Raw genomic sequence first — 17,772 nt, 5'->3', positions numbered from 1 at the left:
ATTCTGGCTTCGGCAGTTCAACTGGGGCCTGGAGCCGCCTCGTGGCGGGTCAGCAGGCGGCGGATGTGAGGGTCTCGCTGGGACAACAGGTCGTCGATCAAGTCCAAGGCTGCCGTACGCACGCTCGGAGTATCGGCGGAGGCGTAGGCGCGGATCGCCATGTCGGATACAAGTCCCTGGTGGGCATGGCGTGTGACTCGGCGAGGACCGGGGCGCGGCTCGTCGGTCATCAGAAGGCGGATCGCGTCGATGACGACAGCTGGCCCGATGTGGTCGGAATCGTCCAAGGCCTTGAGAAGGGGCCACGGGTTGTCCAGGTAGGCAGGGCTCGCCAGGAACGCCGCCAGGAGGGTTCGGCTGGCCGGGTCTGCCTCAGTGAAGGAATGGACCCACTCAGCAGCTGCATGACGCACCGTCGGGTCCTCGTCGTGGAAGAGCTGGCCCAACCACTCCGTGCACCATCCTCGTACGCGAAGGTCGTCCGACTCAAGAAGAGCTGCGGCGACTTGCGCCACGCCTTTTCGTGACTCTGGCCAGCGTCCGACCGTCCCGTTCAGTAGAGCCGCCGAGCCCGACTCCAAGGCCATCTGGGCGGCAAGGCGACCACCCGCCTCGCGGGCGCTCGGGACCCGCGACTGGGACATCCGGCGCACCAAGAACCACAGGCGTGGCCCCGGCTGCGCCTTGAACCTCGCGATGCACCGCTCGACGTACGGCGTGGCCAGCACACGATGGTGAGCGCCTCGCACGAGCACGCCGAGGAGCTCCCGTGCGAAGTTCTCGTCGTGTTTCGCCACGGTGAGTACCGCGACGGCGGCGCACGCTCGCACAGCTCCGAGCCGATCGCTACATATGCTTCGCAGTGTGTCCGCGAAGAACGGCAAGCGTTTGGGACGAGGCCAGAGAAGAGCACTGATTGTCTCAGCCGCAGCGCCTCGGACGCTGTTGATGCCGGCCGTAAGTGGGTCTCCGTCATAGGGAGCGCCCTGCTTGTCCCGGGACAGCCACGAGTCCTCCTCAGGGTCAGGGTCCTCGGTGGCATACCAACGCACCATCTCCAGCACGTCGTCCGGGATTTCCATGTCGGCCAAGCGAGCGAGCGGCTTGCCGATCCAGCGACCGCCTGGGCGACCGGGTAGCTCGTGGAGTCGTCGCAGCGCCGAGTACAAGGCTTCGGCCTCGGTAGCGCTCACGGAGTCACCGGCGCCAGTCAGGATCGCGGACGGATACGCCTCGTGCACGTCGCCTGGCATCTCGCGCACAAGGTTAAGGAAGCGACCGGGATCTTTTCGTGCCTCCTCCTGCAACACGGTGGACAGCTCGTGAGGGCCACCTTTTAGCCACCCTTCCCTATCGTCAGAGTGGTACCGCCGCATGGCGCCGAGCCACTGATCGTCAGTCATCCGCGCAGCGGAGGCCGGCTCGATCGGCGACGGAACGAAGCCGAACTCAACGCCCTGCGGAGGCGAGGGCCTATCGCCGAACTTCCGCTGGAGTTCGGAGCGACGCCGGAGGGTGTCCGGCGCCATGAGGGTTGCGTTCAGGCCGTCGAGCAGAACGAACTGCGCTGATCCTTGGGCTGCACGTCCGCGTGCCGTCCGTTCCCAGTCGGGGTAGAAGCCGAGGATCGATTGCTCGAGGGCGAGCCTCTGCGCGGGCGTCAGGTGGGGATGGATCGCTGCGATAAGATCACGCGTGACCCAATATTGGCTGTCGAGATATCCGCAGCGGTAACGAGTTGGGTCGGCCACGAGGAACTCGAGGGCCCGGCCCGCGTACCGGTCTGCGTTGCCGGCCCAGGCTCGGTAAAGCAGGAAGCGGGCGATCGCGGAGTCTGGCAACGAGAGTAGGTCGGCCTCGTACGGCAGGAAGTCGAGAGTTGTCAGGGCGTCGGTGAGGGCACCAAGCAGCGCGTGCGCTGGGTCCTCGACCTTGTTCGCAACGAGAGGCCGCCAGGAGATTTCGGCCGACGCCAGGTACGCCGTCACGTGGGGAAGAACGACCGACACGAACGCGGTGGGTTCGCGTGATGCCATCGCACGAAGAAACCCCACGATCGCATGGTGGCGGCCGGTGACGGCTTCGAGTGTTGACCCGCGTTCGCGGGAGAGCAGAAGCCATCGAGCGATGAATGCGTCCAGCACCGCGAGCCTTCCCTCGGCGTTGCCCTCGCCTTCGGTCAGGGAGTAGAGGAACAAGCCGTCCACCATCACGCCGTCATCGTCGAACAGGCCACGGGTCAGCGCCGCCGCGACGAGTCGGCAGAAGGTCGGCGATGAACCTGTGGGTCCCCGGTCGATCAGCAGGCGCAGCTTGTCTCGCCATGCATGGATGGGGAGGAGGGCAGTGAGGACTTCTGCGACCCGGTCGCTGTCCCACTCGAGGGCAGCGTCGAGCATGGTCGCCGCCAGGTCGGGCTGGCCACCGACGGCCCATCGCAACACCGCTCCAGCGGATTCCGCATATGCGAACCAGGCAGGCGTCGTGAGTACCTCCACGACTGGATCGGCGCTGACAATCTCCCAGAGCGCCTGCGACGGCGCCTGGTCTGACGCCAGTACTGATAGCGCGACGTCCTTGAGGTGATATCGGATGTCCGGGCTGCCGAGGATGCCGCTGATGGAACGCTCGTACGCCGCATGGTTCGTGCCCCGCTGGTACGTGAGCACCTGCCGCACAAGCGAGCGGTGTGAGAGGTCCTGGTCGGTAGCCAGAAGTACCGACACCAGCGGCAGATCTGACTCGGCCCACGACCGCGCGATAACCTGATCGAACAATGCCTCGTGCGAGAACCGAATCTCCCGCCGGTCCTGGGTCAGCACCCCGTCCCGTATGAGATCCTCCACGACTGCCGACAACGCCTCGAGTTCCCGCACGTCTACCCCGCGAGCCCCGGTCTCTTTGGCCCGCTCCGCAATCAGCTTCAACGCGGTCCACTTGACGGTCACGTTCGCACCGCCCAATCAAGGTATCCGTCGATGAGTTCCTGCTCGGTGGCGAAGTCAAAGAGCTCCGCTGGAGGCACCTTGGTAAGAATCCGAAGGTTCCCCGGATTGCGCAGGATGGTGATCTGATCCTCATCGAACTTCGACAGGTCGTGGCCAGCGGTGACGAGCGCGCCCGCAGCCTGTTCCCGCGACAGAAGGGCTACGTCGAACTGGGCGACGGGATCAGGCTCACGCACCAGGCTGCGGAGCCTGGTGTCGGTGTCCAGATCCTCGGTGCGGCACGAAACCAGGACGGCCATATTGGGATACGCGGTGGCCTCGCGCATCACCTCGCTCACCGCCCGGAACAGTTCAACCGGCTTGTCGCGATTGACGCCGACGGAGTCCAATGAGTCGATCGCCAGGACAGCCGGCTTGTTCCCTGCCACCGCAGCGAGCGCCGCCGCCGGAGGAGTCGCCAACCCCAAGGTCCGCCCGACCTCGGCGCTGGACGTTTCGCGCACAAGCCGGGTCACGTCGATGGTGAGGACCTCGACGTCAGAAAGCAGGAGCTCGCGCACGACCCCAGCGAGCACAGCGCTCTTGCCACAGCCCTTCCCGCCGGTGACCAGAGCAGACTGGGAGGATCTCAAGCACCGGGCTATTCGTGGGACCTCCTCGCGAGCGAGAAACGAGGCGTTGACAAGACTCTCCTCAACCCCGGTGCGAAAGCGCTCCGTTGCCGCGTGTACCTCATTGGCCGAGGCGCCCGTCCCGCGCAGCGTGGTGCCGTCCTCAGCCAGGCGCCGAATCAGCTCATCCCGGTCAAGCGCCCGGTACAGAGCTCCGCGGACAACGCCGAGGAGAGCGGCCACCGCGTCCTTCGGGTCGCCGTCGAGGAAGGCGCCGGCGCGCTCGCGTAGCCGCTCCTCCAGGGTCCAGGCGTCGAGGGTTCGCGCCTTGATGCGGCTGCGAAGCCAGGTCCACGCTTCCTGGTCGGTGACGTTCCAGTGCTTGTGCTGTAGGTCGTTGAACGCGTCCGTCAGCTCCTTGCTCGACAGGAAATGCGCGATGAAGTATGCGAGCGAGGTGCTCTCAGTGGCGTGGTCACATAGCTTGCCCAGCGGGTGCGCGGCGTGCGCCGAAACGAAGACGCAGGTGGAGCGCTCGTCGCCTGCGAGCTTGCTGCGGAAGTTTTCGAGCACGTCCTCGCCCTGTAGCGCGGCCAGAGTCCACTTGCCCAGTTGAGAGTTTTGGTACTTCACCTGGTGCCACTCGCGCATGCCTGCCCGGTCGACGAAGAACTCGAAGCCGACTCCGGCCGTGCCCGGCGGCTCCAGCGTGATCGACTCGGCCAGGCCAATCAGCAGGTCGATCAACACGTACATGGTCCAGTGATCTTCGTAGATCCCACTGACCTTGGAAGCTCCGCCGCCGTGCAGAGCGACCTTCGAGGTCGTCATCAACCACCTTCCGCACAGGAACGGCCAAGCACGGAGTGTATCTGCCGCGCGGGCGGCTTAGCTGCGCCAAGCCGTTGCCACCTATCGGTGCAGCAGACCCCCAGGTCCAACTCGGCCCCAGCTACTGAGAGCGTGCTGATCGCAAAGAGCGCCGGGCTGAGCCCTGAACCGCTCTATCCTAGGACGCGCTGCAAGCAGTGTTTTCCCTCAGCAGTGCAGCCTGGACAGGGCGGCAGGGTGGGTCTTTGACCGTCCGCCGTAACGGATCCGGTAACGGTGACGGCCCGCCAGGGGAGGAGTGGCCGGCATGAGATGGCATTGAGACGTGATGCGTACTGTCGTTCTGTCCGGGTACGTGGATGTATCGAGCTGTTCCGCCATCACGTGACAGAATCGTTGTAAAACTGGGGGTCAAGGGGTCGTCGGTTCGAATCCGGCCGTCCCGACAGCACGAAAAGAGGCCGTCGACCGGGGCATACGCCCTGGCCAACGGCCTCTAACTCGTACTGGGGTAGTCGGGATTTGCTGATCTAGACGGCGCGTAGCTGGGGACCATCTGGGGACCGGCGAGCCTTCAAGTGGGCGCTGAGCGCTGTTCCCGCGTCGGTGATCGACTGCCGGTCGGGGTGCAGGTACCGCTGTGTCGTGCTGAGCGATCCGTGCCCGGCGATCTTCCGCAATACGTGCACCGGAACCCCCGCATCGGCCATCCAGGTCAGCCCGGTGTGCCGCAGGTCGTGCCGGCGCAGGTGTTCGTAGCCCAGCTTCGTCACCACCTCGTCCCAGTGCGTCGCGTCCCGCAGTACGGCGGTGCTGATCCGTCCACCACGCGGCCCGGTGAACAGTCGGGAGTGCGGCTCGGCGACCGAGTCCAGCCGGCGGGCGACGATCGGTCGCACTTCCTCGATCAGCGGGACCACGCGTGCGCGCTTTCCCTTGGTGCCCTTGTCGACCAGGCCGCCGGGGCTGGGTGTGGTCTGTCGGCGTACCGTCCACATCCACGATTTCCGGTCGATGTCCTCGGCACGGACGCCGGAAACCTCGCCGATTCTGGCCGCTGTGCAGGCGGCAAAGATGACCACGTCTCCCCATCCGGGAAAGGCGTTCGCGGACCGTTCCACCAGCGCGGCAGCGAGCGTGGTCAGCGATTCTTGGGGCCTCGCCTCATTTGCGACCGTACCGGCATGGCTGGCTGAGGCGTCACCGGATGTCTTCTGGCCATCGGCAACGCTGCGGAATCCCGGTGACACTTAAGTGACAAGCGAGTTGCCCGGCGATGCGGCTACATGGCAGTCGAGTTGAGCAGGCCGGGCGTAAGCCGGCGACGTGGCCGAGGAGTCGCTAATCGGAAGGGTTGACGGGCGGCGGAGTATCCGCCCCCTCGTCAATAACAACCAGCCGACCGTACAACTCATCCAAGGGTTGTCGATCGATATTTTCAAGCTGCATAAGACCAAAAAGCAGCCGACCTCCGCTGCTCAGGGACATGTCAGCCAGGTTGTTGTTGATGTAGCTGAGGCCGAGTCTCTCCGTCTTACCGCCGGGAGCGCCTATCAGCCCTCTCGCCGTATGTAGGTCCATAAGCTCCTTGTGCGCGGACCAGTTATCCCACGATCGGGAGAAGTCACCGATTCGGACATGAGGCAGGGCATGGGCGTCGCTCTCGATCAGGGCGAGCAGCATGAGTTGTGTCCAGCTTAAATCGGACGAGGTGCGTATAGCCCAGTTGGCCGTTGTTCGATCGATTGTTTCCTCAAAGGCAATATTCGCCAGCAGGTAGCCCATGAAGGGGACTTTCAGTTCCTCGTGCTCTTTCTGCGCAGCCAACAAGACGCCCTCGGCCACTTCTTCGAAGGAGGATCGGGTGTACGGATCGGCTTCGAAGAAATCGTCGGCGCGATAGTCGTGACCTGCTTCGTATCGATCTTTGATTGCTGATGCCGCGAATGATGATGCCAGTTGAATCCGAGCGGATTCACGAGCGCTAAGCAGACGGGTTCCGATGTCGTCAAGCAGTGCCCCGAACGCGGCTCCCGCCGTCGAGGCCGCCACTGAATCGCCCGTAACAGCCTGCAAGGCCGCGCCGGTTAGCGCTCCGATCGTCGCCGCGCCGCTCTTGACATAGGGGCTGAGCTTTGGTTGAGGGTTGGCCACATGCGCCAGGCTAGCGGCGGCGCGCAACAGCCCTAGGACCGAGCGCGCCACGTTCGACGGGGCGTGGCGAGGCGCCGAGTCGTGGGGCCACCGCGGCAGCCAAGCGCGTCAACGCCCGGGGACCAGGTGGGGACCACACGGCATGCGCGGTGGTGGCCGGCATGCCGTCGGCCGCACAGCCTGATCTTGGGGATAACGTGTGTGACGTGCGGGAACGCTTACCAAATCGTCCTGGGGGTCAAGGGGTCGTCGGTTCGAATCCGGCCGTCCCGACGGGTATTGAGCAGGGCACCAACAAGATCATCGACGATCTTGTGGTTACGGACGTGGTCACAGTGATCGCTACGGTTGAACCGTCGGTCTCACGTCGTGACCACGGGGGTGCCCTCGTGACCGTCAGCAGCTACCGTCTCGCCAGTAAGAAGACGGCCTGGTACTACGTCATCGACCTGCCGCCAGGGCAGGACGGAAAGCGGCGCCAGCAGAAGCGTGGCGTCGTCGGCTCCGCACTCCGCGGGTGGCGGCGTGCCGGAACAGCAGATGGACTGTCGAAACCGCCCACCTGCCGGCCTGGACGCCGCTGCTGGCCAGGACAGCGCAGTATCGAGCAACCTTTATGTCCAGGTGGCCTGGTTCCGCGTACGAGCGGGGTCAGGTGGGAGGCGGTATCCCGAGGCGCTGGTAGATGGCCCGCGCCTCCCGTAGGTGCTGCTCGCCGCGCTCGCCGTGACCGAGTTCGTGCTCGGTACGGCCGAGGTGGTGCAGATCGCTCGCCTGCATGGCGAGGTCGTTCATCTCGCGGTGCATGCTGAGCGCGTCACTGAGGTGCGTGAGCGCCTCGGCGTACTGTTTGCCGGCGACGAATGCCTGGCCCAGGCAGCTCAGCGCCATCGCCTCGCCCCAGCGGTCGCCGATGTCGCGGCGGATCGTCAGGGCGACGGTGAAGTGGTGGCGGGCCGAGTCGAGGTCACCGTTGACGAGGTCCTCCTCACCGAGGTTGCACACGGTGATCGCCTCGCCCCAACGGTCGCCGATCTCCCGACGGATCTGCAGCGAGCGGCGCAGGAACTGTCGGGCGAGACGGCTCCGGCGCATGTCCCCGTAGACGGCGCCAAGGCCGTTCAGCGCCTGGGCCTCGCTCCAGCGGTCCGCGGTGCGTCGGCTGATCCGCAGCGCCGAGTGGTGGCACTGCCGGGCCTCGGCGAATCGGCCCAGCTCCCGATAGGCGGTGCCGAGACTACTGTGCATGGTGAACTCGGCCGAGGTGTCCTCGCAGGACTGGGCACAGGCCAGACCGACGCGATTGGTGGCGATCCAGTCGTCCCAGTATTTTCCCAGGTGGAACAGCCCCCAGAGCAGGTTCGCCAGTCGCCAGCCAATGGCGTGCTCGCCGGAGTCGTGCGCGAGGCGTACGGCTGCGGTGAGGTTGTTCCGTTCGGTCTCCAGCCAGCCGAGGGCTTCCAGGTGTCCCGTGAAGCGGGGCAGTTCGTGCAGGGGAGACACCGGTTCGGGCAGGGGGGTGCGTCGTCGGTGCGGGGTGACGAGTACGTCGGCGGAGGCCGCGGCGTACAGGTAGTAGGTGATCAGTCGGCGGGTCGCCCGTTGCCGTTCGGCTTCGCTCTCGTGCGTGGTCACCAGTTCGCCCGCGTAGGCGCTGAGCAGGTCGTGCATGGCGTAGCGGCCCATGATGTGTTCGTTGACCATGTGGGACCGGACGAGGTCGGTCAGGAGTTGCCGGGTGTGGACGGTGGGCCGGCCCGCCAGGTGCGCGGCGGCCGTCGTGGCGATGTCGGTGCCGCCGTGCAGGCCCAGCAGCCGGAACATCTGGGCGACCGGGGCGGACAGGCGTTGGTAGGACCAGGAGAGTACCGAGCGCATCTCGGTGAGCGGGTCTCCGCCGTCGACGGCGTCGAGCCGGCGCTGCGTCCCGGTCAGCTCACCGGAGAAGGTCGACAGCGGGAAGGTCGGGTGCGCGGCGGCCCGGGCCGCGATGATGGTCAGCGCCAAGGGCAGTCGGGCGCAGCAGGCGATCAGTTCGCTGACCGCCTGCGGATCGGTCGCCAGCCGTTCCTCGCCGAGCCGGCCGTTGAGCAACTGCCGTGATTCCTCGACGGACAGCAGGTCGAGGGTGAACGGACGGGCGCCCTCGACGGCGACCAGGCTGGTGAGTTCGTTGCGGCTGGTGGCGACGACCATGCAACCGCTGCCGCCGGGCAGCAGCGGCCGGATCTGGTCGGCGCCCCGGGCGTTGTCCAGCACGATGAGCATCCGGCGTTCGGCGAGCAGGCTCCGGTAGAGGCTGGCCCGTTCCTCGACGTCGGCGGGGATCTGCTCGGCGGTGACGCCGAGGGCGCCGAGCAGCGAGCGCAGCACGGTAGCCGGGGGTAGTGGTTGCCGGCGCGGATCGAAACCGCGCAGGTTGACGAAGAGCTGTCCGTCCGGGAAGAAGGTGGCGGCGCGGTGCGCCCAGCGTACGGCGAGCGCCGTCTTGCCGATGCCGCCGGTGCCGTGCAGGACGGCGATGGCGCCGCCGTGGGCGTCGGCCTCCTCGGCGAGGGTGTCGAGTTCGCGGAGGATCGGTTCGCGGCCGACGAAATGCCGGGCCGGCACGGGAAGCTGGCGGGGGGCGGTCCGGTGGGGTGCGGCGGCCGGGTTGGCGGGGGCCGAGTTGCGCAGGATGCTGGCGTGCAGTTCCTGCAGGGTGGTGCCGGGGTCGAGTCCCAGTTCCTCGCCGAGGTGGTGGCGGAGCCGGTCGTAGGTCTGTATCGCCTCGCTTCGCCGGCCGGAGGTGTGCAGTGCCAGCATGAGTAGCCCGACCATGCGTTCCCGCAGCGGGTTGGCAGCCACGAGATGCATCAGTTCTCCGATGATCTCGTTCTGCCGGCCCTGGGCGAGTTCGAGTTCGAGGCAGGTCTCGAGCGCGGCCAGTCGCTGTTCGTCGAGGCGGTTGCTGCCGGCTTCGATGGCGCGGCCCTTGATGCCCGCCAGGGCCGGGCCGCGCCAGAGTGCCAGGGCGTCGCGCAGGCCCGCCGCGGCGGCGGTGACCCGGCCCGCCGCGGCCTGGTCGGTGGCGAGCGCGACGCTGGTCCCGAATACCTGCGCGTCGAGTTGCCCGGCGTTCAACTGGATGCGGTAGCCGGTCGTATCGGGGACGATGGGGTGCTTGTCCCGGTTGCCCGCGAGGCGTTGACGCAGTTGCGAGACGCAGTTCTGGAGCTGCCGGGCGGCGGTGGCGGGTGGCGAGTCGTCCCACACCGCGTCGACGAGGTGGTCGCGGCTGACCATCTGGTTGGGCGAGAGCAACAGGACGGCGAGGATCCGGCTCTGGCGCCGGTCGAGTAGACAGGGCTGGCCCTGACCATCGGCGACCCTCAGCGCGCCCAGGATGCGGTACCTCATGCTGCCCCCAAACCGCATGGCAACCTGATCAGAGAAGTTTAAGTTGATCAATGTAGCCGCCGCAAGCGGAACCGGCCGGTAACGTCCGTCCGCGTCGCCGATGAAGAAACGCGTGCGGTTTCGATGAACCCTCCCGGTGATGCTGGGTCCATGAAGACCGTGGTCGATGCGCTCGTCGGTAACGCCGACTCGCGCGCTACCCTCACCGTGACCGGGATCGACGTCCGGTCCGACACCCGTCACACCTGGGCCGAACTGCACGACCAGGCTCGGCGAATGGCCGGCGTCCTCGCTGCCCGGGGCATCGGTCCGGGTAGCCGGGTCAGTCTGCTCGGCGACACCACGGCCGCCCTGGTCGCGGCCCTGCGGGCGGTGTGGCTGCGCGGAGCCGCCTTCACCGTGCTGCCGCTGCCCGGCCGTACCGATCGGCAGCCGCACGTCGCCCAGTTGCGCCGGATCCTCGCCGACGCCCGGCCGGGACTGGTGATCGTCGACCCCACGGCGGTGTCCGACGGAGCCACCGAGGTGTCGCCGGAGCTGGCCGGCCCGCCCGGCACCGAGGTGCTGACCCTGGCCGAGCTGGTCACCTCAGCCGACGCGACGCCACCGGCGGAGGTGGTGCTCCCCGGACCCGGCGACCTCGCCGTACTCCAGTACACCAGCGGCTCGACGAGTCACCCGCGGGGCGTACCCATCACCCACCGCAACCTTGCCGCCAACCTGGCCGCTATCGAGGCGGCCATGGGCGAGCGGGCCCTCGACCCGACGTGCGCCAAATGGCTGAGCTGGCTTCCGCTCTTCCACGACATGGGTCTCATCGGCTTCCTCGCCCTGCCGATGTCACGCGGGTGCCCGCTGGTCCTGCAGGCGTCGACGGCCTTCGCGGTCCGACCGGCCAGCTGGCTCGAGCTGATCAGCCGGCACCGGGCGACCTGCACTGGTGCGCCCAACTTCGCCTTCGGGCTGATGACCCAACTGCTCGACGCGGGCACCGGGGCGGACCTCGGTTCGCTGCGTCACGTCTTCTCGGGCGCCGAACCCATCGACCCGGTGACGACCCGACGCTTCCTCGCCGCCGCCGCGCGCTGCGGTCTCGATCCGGACACGATGATCGCCGCGTACGGTCTCGCCGAGTCGACGCTCGCGGTCAGCTTCTCCACCGTCGGCACGGGCATCGAGATCGACGAGGTCGACCGCGAGGTGCTCGAACGGGACGGCCGAGCGGTACCCGCCCCGGGGGCGTACACCCTGACCCGTCTCGGGCGGGCGCTACCGGGAACCTCCGTACGGGTGGTCGACCGGACGTCCGGCACGCCCGTCGACGAGCGGACCGTCGGGCACATCGAGGTGTGCGGTCCGTCCGTGATCAGCGGTTACTGGGGTGAGGCGCCCCGGCCGTCGCCCTGGCTGCGGACCGGGGACCTGGGCTACCTGGCGGCCGGGGAAGTGGTCGTCTGCGGCCGGGCCAAGGATGTGCTGTTCGCCGCGGGGCGCAACATCCACCCGCAGGACATCGAGGCGGCCGCCGCACACGCGGCCGGTGTACGGGCCGGCGGCGCCGCCGCGTTCGGCGTGCCGGCGCGCCACGGCGACCGTCTCGTCGTGGCGGTCGAGACCCGGCTCGCCAGTAGTGCCGACGTCCGCCGGGCAGTGGCCGTCGCCGTCACCGCGCACGTGGGCCTGACCCCGGCCGAGGTGGTGACGCTGGGCCCCGGCGGCCTGCCGAGGACCTCGTCGGGAAAGTTGCGCCGGGCCGAGACCCGACGCCGCTACCTCGCCGGTGACCTCACCGCGACCACCGCAATCCTCGCAGACAGGAGCGCCCGATGACGACAGGCGACAACGTCGTACCCGCCCGCGCCGAACTGGCGACGCTGCTGGACGTGCCGGCGGAGTCGCTCACCGACCGGATCTCGCTCCGCGACGAGCTGGCCCTCGACAGCCTGGCCCAGATGCGCGTGCTGACCTGGCTGCAGACCCGGGGCGTCCGGATCGCCGTCGAGTCCGGACTGCCCAAGACGGTGGGCGAGTTGCTGGCGCTCGTGGACAAGGCGCCCCGGTTCTCCGTCCAGATCGGTGGAGGTGACGGCGGGATGTCGGGGCTTCCCACGCGGTTCGCCCGGAGGACCCCGCCCGACCCGTTGGTGCCGGTCCTGGAGACGCCGGTGTTCCGCCTGATGCCGGTTACCTCGGACGACGTCGGTTTCCTGTACGCACTCGCCGTGCGGCCGGAGACGGGTTTCCGCTGGCGCTACCGGGGATCGGTGCCACCGATAGAGCGTTTCCACGCCGAGTTGTGGAACCAGGTGCTGTTGCAGTTCGTGGTACGCCGGATCGAGAACGACGAACCGGTCGGGCAGGTCGTGGCCTACGGCGACGAGCTGAGTCTGCGGCACACCTACATCGGTGCCGTGTTCCAGCCGGCTGTCACCGGCACCGGCCTGGCGGCTCAGGCGGTGGCGTTGTTCGCCCGGCACCTCTTCCACACGTTTCCCCTCAACAAGATCTACATGGAGATACCAGGCATCAACTGGCCACAGGTACAGAGCGGGCAGAACCACCTGTTCCACGTGGAGGGGGTGCTGCGTGAGCACGACTACTACGCGGGCCGCCTCTGGGACAAGTACATCTGCGCGTTGTATCCCGAGGACGTCACGGGTGACGGACTCCTTCTCGAAACCGGCAGACAGCAAAGGAAAAGGGAGGTAGGACATGCGGATTGACAGTGTGCGACAGCGGACCCTGGGAGCCATGGTCACCATGGGGATCCTCACCGCGCTGGCCCCCGCCGGCGCGGTGCAGGCCGCCCCGGCGGTCAACGACGAGTCGAGTGGCCTCGATCAGAACGTCCTGAACGTCGGCATCAACTCGGCCACGGGTGACCGCGTCGTGCAGGCCGCCTACGACGAGCTCAACAGCAACCACAAGCTCGAGACCCCGATGGGCTCCAACTGCAACTTCTACTCGAACCACTGGGGCAAGGGTTGTCAGGCGTGGTGCGCCGACTTCGTCAAGTACGTCTGGAAGAACGCCGGCGTCTACGCCTGGGAGAACCTGGACTCCGAGGCCGGCACCACCGCGCGGTACGGAAAGTTCTTCGGCACCTGGCACCCGGGTACCACGTCGGGTATCTACCCCGGTGCCGCGGTGACCTACAACTCCTCCGGTGACCCGTTGGTCGACTCCGACCACGTCGGTGTCTACGTCGGGGTCATCAACGGCACGCAGAAGGTCGTGTCCGGCAACTTCAACAACCAGGTGTACAAGCACAACCTGCACTACGGCACCCCGTTCGCGGGCTGGACCGGTGTGGGCTGATCCACCCCAGTCGGGCGGGCGTACCCAGCGCGGTGCGCCCGCCGGCCCCCCAACCACGAGGGACGATCCGCATGAGAAGAAGCTGGCTGCCACTGCTGCTCGCCGGAGCACTCATCCCACTCGGCGGGTGCGCCGACCCGGCCACCCCGCAGGCCGCCCCGGAGGTCACCGCGGTCCCGGAGGAGACGGCCACCCCGGTACCCGTCCTGCGGCTCGGCCAGGAGGCCGCGATCGACCTCTTCGGGGACGGTCTGGCCAGCGTGACCGTGACCGGGGCGGATCTGTCCCCGCAGGCCGCCGGCCGGGAGCACCTGGTCGTCAGCGTGGACATCACGCTGGTGAAGGCCGGGAAACCGGTCACCGGAGGGCCGGAGAACTTCATCTTCCGGGACAACGCCCAGGCGACGCATCCGGCACAGGTCAGCGACCAGGCCGCCTCGCCCCGACTGAAGTCGGTGAACTTCACCGCGGTCGGTCAGGCGTCGCACGGCCGCTTCTTCTTCGACGTGCCGACGGGGGCGGCGAGCGGCGGCTACGTGCAGCTCGTGACCGGCAGACTCGTGCACGCCGTCTGGCAGATCAAGAAGTGAGCCCTTCAGGCTGATCTTGCAGATCAGCGCTCTCTCCGAGAGGGTGCGTCGGTGATCCGGAACGCACACGATCGGCACCTGCCAGCTCCGCCGGTCGCGGTCGGCGCGCTGATCGAATAGCTGGCCGGACCGGATGACCGCCTGTGGCCGAGCGACCGGTGGCCCGCGACGCGGTTCGACCGTCCGCTCGGTCTCGGCGCCGCCGGTGGACACGGCCCGGTCCGCTACCACGTGGAGGCGTACGGGCCAGGGAGCCACGTCCGCTTCCGGTTCCGTGCACCGACCGGCTTCCACGGCTTCCACGAGTACGTGGTGCGGCCCGCTGACGACGGCGGCGCCGTCCTGCGGCACACCCTCATCATGGCGACCGGGTGGCCGGCATGGCTGACCTGGCCCCTGTTCTTCCGGCCGCTGCACGACGCACTCATCGAGGACAGCCTCGACCGGGCCGCCGCGAGCCTCGGCGTACCCGTCGCCACGCCGTTCCGCTGGAGCCGGCGGGTGCGGATGCTGCGCCGGCTGGCGGCCCTCGGGGCCGAGGTGCGCCGCGCCAGAGGAGCCGGCGCCGCACCCGGCCACCGCGTCGGGCGAGAACCGCAACACTGAGCGCTGCGCGTGCGGTCACCCCACCACCACGTACGACCTCCTCGGCCGGGTGATCAGCCCACAAGGCCCCCTGCCCGGTCCTCCTCCCGTCATCGAGGTGTGCGGGTGCTCGGCACCCGTGACGGCGGTGTCAGGGCTGGGCATAGCAGAGCGGGCATGACGGCGTCAAGAAGCCGAGCGACGCGGCAGGCCGCGCACTTGACTTGCCATGGTCACAACCCTGGTCACAGGCCGGAACTCCGGAGGGCGAAGGTCGAGGCACTTACCGACATCGGACTGCCGGGGAGGTCAGAGGGCCCTGATTTATATACTTATCGGCACGGTCCAGCATGCCGAAACATTATCGTTATGTAACTGGGGGTCAAAGGGTCGTCGGTTCGAATCCGGCCGTCCCGACAGCACGAAAAATGGCCGTCGACCGGGGTGTTCTCCCTGGCCAACGGCCTCTGATTCGTACTGGGGTGGTAGGGATTTGGCGCGTAGCTGGGACCACCAGGCGCCGCCACGGGACTCCGAGCTGGGCTCATCCGGGAAGTGGCTCGAACGGGTCGAAGAGGCATACATCAAAAGCTGCATGACCTGCGAACTTAAGCCCAAGTCCGACGCCGTCACCGCGCCCCCTGCGGCCCTCAGCGCCTCGGCATCCCCAGCCACCCAACCACGCAGCGGATTATGGTGCGGCCGCAGTTGCGTACAGGACGTGCACACGGGCGGCCGTGAGCGGTTCTCGCAGGTGGTCGAATCGGCCTCCGCGGCTGCGCCAGCCGTCGATGACCAGGTGCACCGGATACGCGGCGACGAGCAAGCCGACGGAGAAGGCACCCACGCAGATCAGGATGGTCGATATTCCGAACCGGTGGGCCGCGTACGCGAGGGACCCGGCCGACAAGGCCGCGATGACTCGCCGGAGAGGTGCAGGCAGTGCTTCGTTGAGCGTTGTCCACGCCGTGATGCTGGTGACGAAAAGGGCCGGGAGCGCCGAGACGGTCACGATGAAGACGGCCCACCAGCGCGACTCGTGCACAACGGTCCGGCTGAGAAGCACGGTGCTGGCGATGATCACGGCGTACAGGGACCATGCCAGCTTCTCGGGAAACCGTTCCTCGTGCCGCGGGCGGTACTCGTCCCCAAGCGGTGGATCCGTAGGGCCGATCATCACGGGCTTCCTTCGTCGGTTCGTCCCGTCGCGTCGGCCGGCTCGCCGTCGGCGGCACGCTCGATAGTGATGTTCGCGATCCATTGTCTTCAGTCCCGGCCGCGTTCCGCAACGAGGACCGCCGCAGTGGCCGGTACCTGCCGTCCGGCTCACGCGCCGGCCACGGCGGCAAGCGCTGCCGGCCAGGTTTGGACCTAGATCAACTGCTTAGCGTTGTTTTTGGTCTGGAAACTACGGACGGGCCCGCTGGCCGTGCACGCCCAGCGGCCGGCGCGGAGGGGCGCCGGCCTGCCCGGCCGGCACCGGCAGCCGAGCGGCGGCGAGGTAGACGTCCAAACGGCGGGTGACCGGGGCGGGCATCGCGACCAGGTGCTCGCCGCCGCTGAGCGCGAACGCGTGCGCGGCACGGAATTGTGGCTGCCGCTGGCCCAGGCGACCCGGCTGTCGACCGGGGCGAGCCCGCGCAGCCGGGAGGGCACTCCTGTCTCGGTGAGCTGTCAGCTCGGGTCGGGGCCGCCAGGCGGCACCGGTGCCGGTGGTCAGCACGACGACGGCGAGGACGAGGACGAGGACGGACAGCTTCGACGGTCAAATGAACCGGCACCATATCGGACATCATCGTCGGTGCATTCCGTCGCTGGTCGGACGGATTCTCCCAAGTGGGTCATCCCCGGTGGGGAGGCCGATATGGGTCCGCAGACCGACGTTTCCGGTTGGCGGCCCGTGGCAACATCAGCGGCAGTTACGTCACACGGGAGGCGACATGCACCTGTCACGCCGCAGTTTCCTGCTGGCCACCACCGGTACGGCACTCGCGACGCCCCTGCTGGCCGGTGCCGGCCCGGCACTCGCGGCCGGCCGTCCACCCGCCGGGTCGCTGCCGGACGCGGCGCTCACCGCCGACCTGCGCGCGATCACCGAGGCCGGCATGCCCGGTGTGTTCGCCGAGGCGCGCGACGGACGGGACCGGTGGCGGGGCGCCAGCGGGGTGGCCGACGTGACGACCGGTCGACCGGTGCTGCCCGGGTTCCAGCACCGGGTCGGCAGCATCACCAAGACCTTCGTGGCCGCGACGCTGCTGCAACTCGTCGGTGAGCGCCGGATCGCGCTGGACGCCCCGATCGGCCGGTACCTTCCGGAGTTCGCGGTCGCCGGGGTGACCGTCCGGATGCTGCTCGACCACACCAGCGGGATCAGCGACTACGACCACGTCATCTTCGCCACCCCGGAGGACATCGAGCGGCACCGGTCCACCACGTTCACGCCGCGCCAACTCGTCCGGTCCGGCCTCGGTCAGCCGCCGACCGGGGCACCGGGCGAGGCCTTCTCCTACTCGAACACCAACTACATCCTGGCCGGGCTGATCATCGAGCGGGTCACCCGCCGGTCCGCCACCGACGAGGTGCACCGGCGGATCCTCCGGCCGCTCGGGCTGCGGCAGACGTACTTCCCCGGCCTGCGTCCCTGGATCGCCGGCCCGCACAGCAGGGGCTACGTCCCGTGGTACGAGGGCGAGCTGCGCGATTTCAGCGTCAGCAACATGTCCTGGGCCTGGACGGCCGGGGCGCTCGTCTCGACCATGGCCGACCTGAACACCTTCTTCCGGGCGCTGCTCGGTGGCCGGCTGCTCCGCCCGGCCCAACTGGCCGCGATGAAGACCACCGTGCCGTTCGACCCGGCCCAGCCGCAGGCCGGCGGCTACGGGCTCGGCCTCTACCGGATGACCTGGCCCACCGGCGACGTCTGGGGGCACGACGGCCTGGTCTTCGGGCACAGCGCCATCTCGCTGCACACCCCGGACGGTCGGCGGCAGGTGAGCCTCGCACAGAACGTGACGCACTACGCGCTGCCCGGCGCGCCGGACCCGATCGGCGAGGCGGTCGGCAGGTTCCTGAACACGGCACTGGTCGGTGAGAGCGCCGTCGCGGCGCGGAGCGCCACCGCCGCCCGGGTGCCGGCGGTCGTCCCGGCGCCGGGCGCACCGACCCTGGTCAGGCCACTGCCGCGGCGCTGACGCCCGGCAGCCGCGACCGGACACCGTGCTCCGGTCGCGGCTGCCGCACGGGCCGGGCCGTGGCGTTCCGGCATGCCGGATCGCGCCGCCCGGGTGCCGCGTTCCGATCGCGGCGGATCGCGCCGCTCAGGCGCCGCATTCGAGC

At 68.2% G+C, this 17,772-nt stretch carries 11 protein-coding genes and 1 pseudogene; 6 read left to right on the top strand and 6 right to left on the bottom strand.

All coding sequences use genetic code 11. From position 1 onward, the window contains the following. Window positions 1-17: 17 nt before the first annotated feature. The 5 genes and pseudogenes from V6V16_RS04280 to V6V16_RS04260 all read right to left on the bottom strand — a co-directional run bounded on the left by V6V16_RS04280 (window position 18) and on the right by V6V16_RS04260 (window position 9,943). On the bottom strand, window positions 18-2,948 hold the full coding sequence (locus V6V16_RS04280) for a hypothetical protein (RefSeq protein WP_334559613.1): 2,931 nt from the start codon (window positions 2,946-2,948) through the stop codon (window positions 18-20). Continuing rightward, window positions 2,945-4,390 (bottom strand): AAA family ATPase, encoded by a 1,446-nt coding sequence (locus tag V6V16_RS04275; RefSeq protein ID WP_334559612.1) that lies wholly within the window; start codon window positions 4,388-4,390, stop codon window positions 2,945-2,947. Before V6V16_RS04275 ends, V6V16_RS04280 begins: the two co-directional genes overlap by 4 nt. Before the next feature lie 530 nt (window positions 4,391-4,920). Continuing rightward, window positions 4,921-5,541 (bottom strand): annotated as a pseudogene (locus tag V6V16_RS04270) (tyrosine-type recombinase/integrase); the annotation flags it as partial. Between the two features lie 190 nt (window positions 5,542-5,731). After that, complete coding sequence (locus V6V16_RS04265; RefSeq protein WP_334559611.1) at window positions 5,732-6,544, bottom strand: hypothetical protein; 813 nt, start codon at window positions 6,542-6,544, stop codon at window positions 5,732-5,734. Window positions 6,545-7,195: 651 nt separating this feature from the next. Then, window positions 7,196-9,943, bottom strand: a complete 2,748-nt coding sequence (locus tag V6V16_RS04260) for an AfsR/SARP family transcriptional regulator (protein ID WP_334559609.1) — start codon at window positions 9,941-9,943, stop codon at window positions 7,196-7,198. A gap of 150 nt (window positions 9,944-10,093) precedes the next feature. Here V6V16_RS04260 and V6V16_RS04255 point away from each other — a divergent pair, with 150 nt between their 5' ends. The 5 genes from V6V16_RS04255 to V6V16_RS04235 all read left to right on the top strand — a co-directional run bounded on the left by V6V16_RS04255 (window position 10,094) and on the right by V6V16_RS04235 (window position 14,457). Then, window positions 10,094-11,773 carry an AMP-binding protein gene (locus V6V16_RS04255; protein WP_334559607.1) on the top strand — a complete coding sequence of 560 codons (1,680 nt, stop codon included), beginning with the start codon at window positions 10,094-10,096 and terminating at the stop codon, window positions 11,771-11,773. Further along, entirely contained in the window at window positions 11,770-12,666 is an 897-nt protein-coding gene (locus V6V16_RS04250) for a GNAT family protein (RefSeq protein WP_334559606.1), read from the top strand. The genes V6V16_RS04255 and V6V16_RS04250 overlap by 4 nt, the downstream gene beginning before the upstream one ends. Then, window positions 12,656-13,261 (top strand): hypothetical protein, encoded by a 606-nt coding sequence (locus V6V16_RS04245; protein WP_334559605.1) that lies wholly within the window; start codon window positions 12,656-12,658, stop codon window positions 13,259-13,261. The genes V6V16_RS04250 and V6V16_RS04245 overlap by 11 nt, the downstream gene beginning before the upstream one ends. A 71-nt stretch (window positions 13,262-13,332) precedes the next feature. Further along, window positions 13,333-13,851 carry a hypothetical protein gene (locus V6V16_RS04240; protein WP_334559603.1) on the top strand — a complete coding sequence of 173 codons (519 nt, stop codon included), beginning with the start codon at window positions 13,333-13,335 and terminating at the stop codon, window positions 13,849-13,851. Between the two features lie 312 nt (window positions 13,852-14,163). Further along, window positions 14,164-14,457 carry a hypothetical protein gene (locus tag V6V16_RS04235; protein ID WP_334559601.1) on the top strand — a complete coding sequence of 98 codons (294 nt, stop codon included), beginning with the start codon at window positions 14,164-14,166 and terminating at the stop codon, window positions 14,455-14,457. 670 nt (window positions 14,458-15,127) lie between these two features. On the opposite strand, the gene V6V16_RS04230 is transcribed toward V6V16_RS04235, so the two are convergent. Beyond that, window positions 15,128-15,616, bottom strand: a complete 489-nt coding sequence (locus V6V16_RS04230; RefSeq protein WP_334559599.1) for a hypothetical protein — start codon at window positions 15,614-15,616, stop codon at window positions 15,128-15,130. Between the two features lie 925 nt (window positions 15,617-16,541). Between V6V16_RS04230 and V6V16_RS04225 the strand changes: the two genes are divergently transcribed. Next, the gene (locus V6V16_RS04225) at window positions 16,542-17,627 is read left to right on the top strand and encodes a serine hydrolase domain-containing protein (RefSeq protein WP_442934028.1); all 1,086 of its coding nucleotides are present in this window, start codon (window positions 16,542-16,544) and stop codon (window positions 17,625-17,627) included. Window positions 17,628-17,772: the final 145 nt, after the last annotated feature.

The sequence above is a fragment of the Micromonospora sp. CPCC 205561 genome (assembly GCF_036906775.1).
Lineage (GTDB): Bacteria > Actinomycetota > Actinomycetes > Mycobacteriales > Micromonosporaceae > Micromonospora.
Note: the sequence above shows the minus strand (reverse complement) of the source record. Positions and strands in the feature narration are given on the sequence as shown.

What these genes read in the sequence shown, in the direction of transcription:
- V6V16_RS04275 (WP_334559612.1), bottom strand. Translation starts at nt 4,390, where the DNA reads ATGACGACCTCGAAGGTCGCTCTGCACGGCGGCGGAGCTTCCAAGGTC.
- V6V16_RS04260 (WP_334559609.1), bottom strand. Translation starts at nt 9,943, where the DNA reads ATGAGGTACCGCATCCTGGGCGCGCTGAGGGTCGCCGATGGTCAGGGC.
- V6V16_RS04255 (WP_334559607.1), top strand. Translation starts at nt 10,094, where the DNA reads ATGAAGACCGTGGTCGATGCGCTCGTCGGTAACGCCGACTCGCGCGCT.
- V6V16_RS04250 (WP_334559606.1), top strand. Translation starts at nt 11,770, where the DNA reads ATGACGACAGGCGACAACGTCGTACCCGCCCGCGCCGAACTGGCGACG.
- V6V16_RS04245 (WP_334559605.1), top strand. Translation starts at nt 12,656, where the DNA reads ATGCGGATTGACAGTGTGCGACAGCGGACCCTGGGAGCCATGGTCACC.
- V6V16_RS04240 (WP_334559603.1), top strand. Translation starts at nt 13,333, where the DNA reads ATGAGAAGAAGCTGGCTGCCACTGCTGCTCGCCGGAGCACTCATCCCA.
- V6V16_RS04225 (WP_442934028.1), top strand. Translation starts at nt 16,542, where the DNA reads ATGCCCGGTGTGTTCGCCGAGGCGCGCGACGGACGGGACCGGTGGCGG.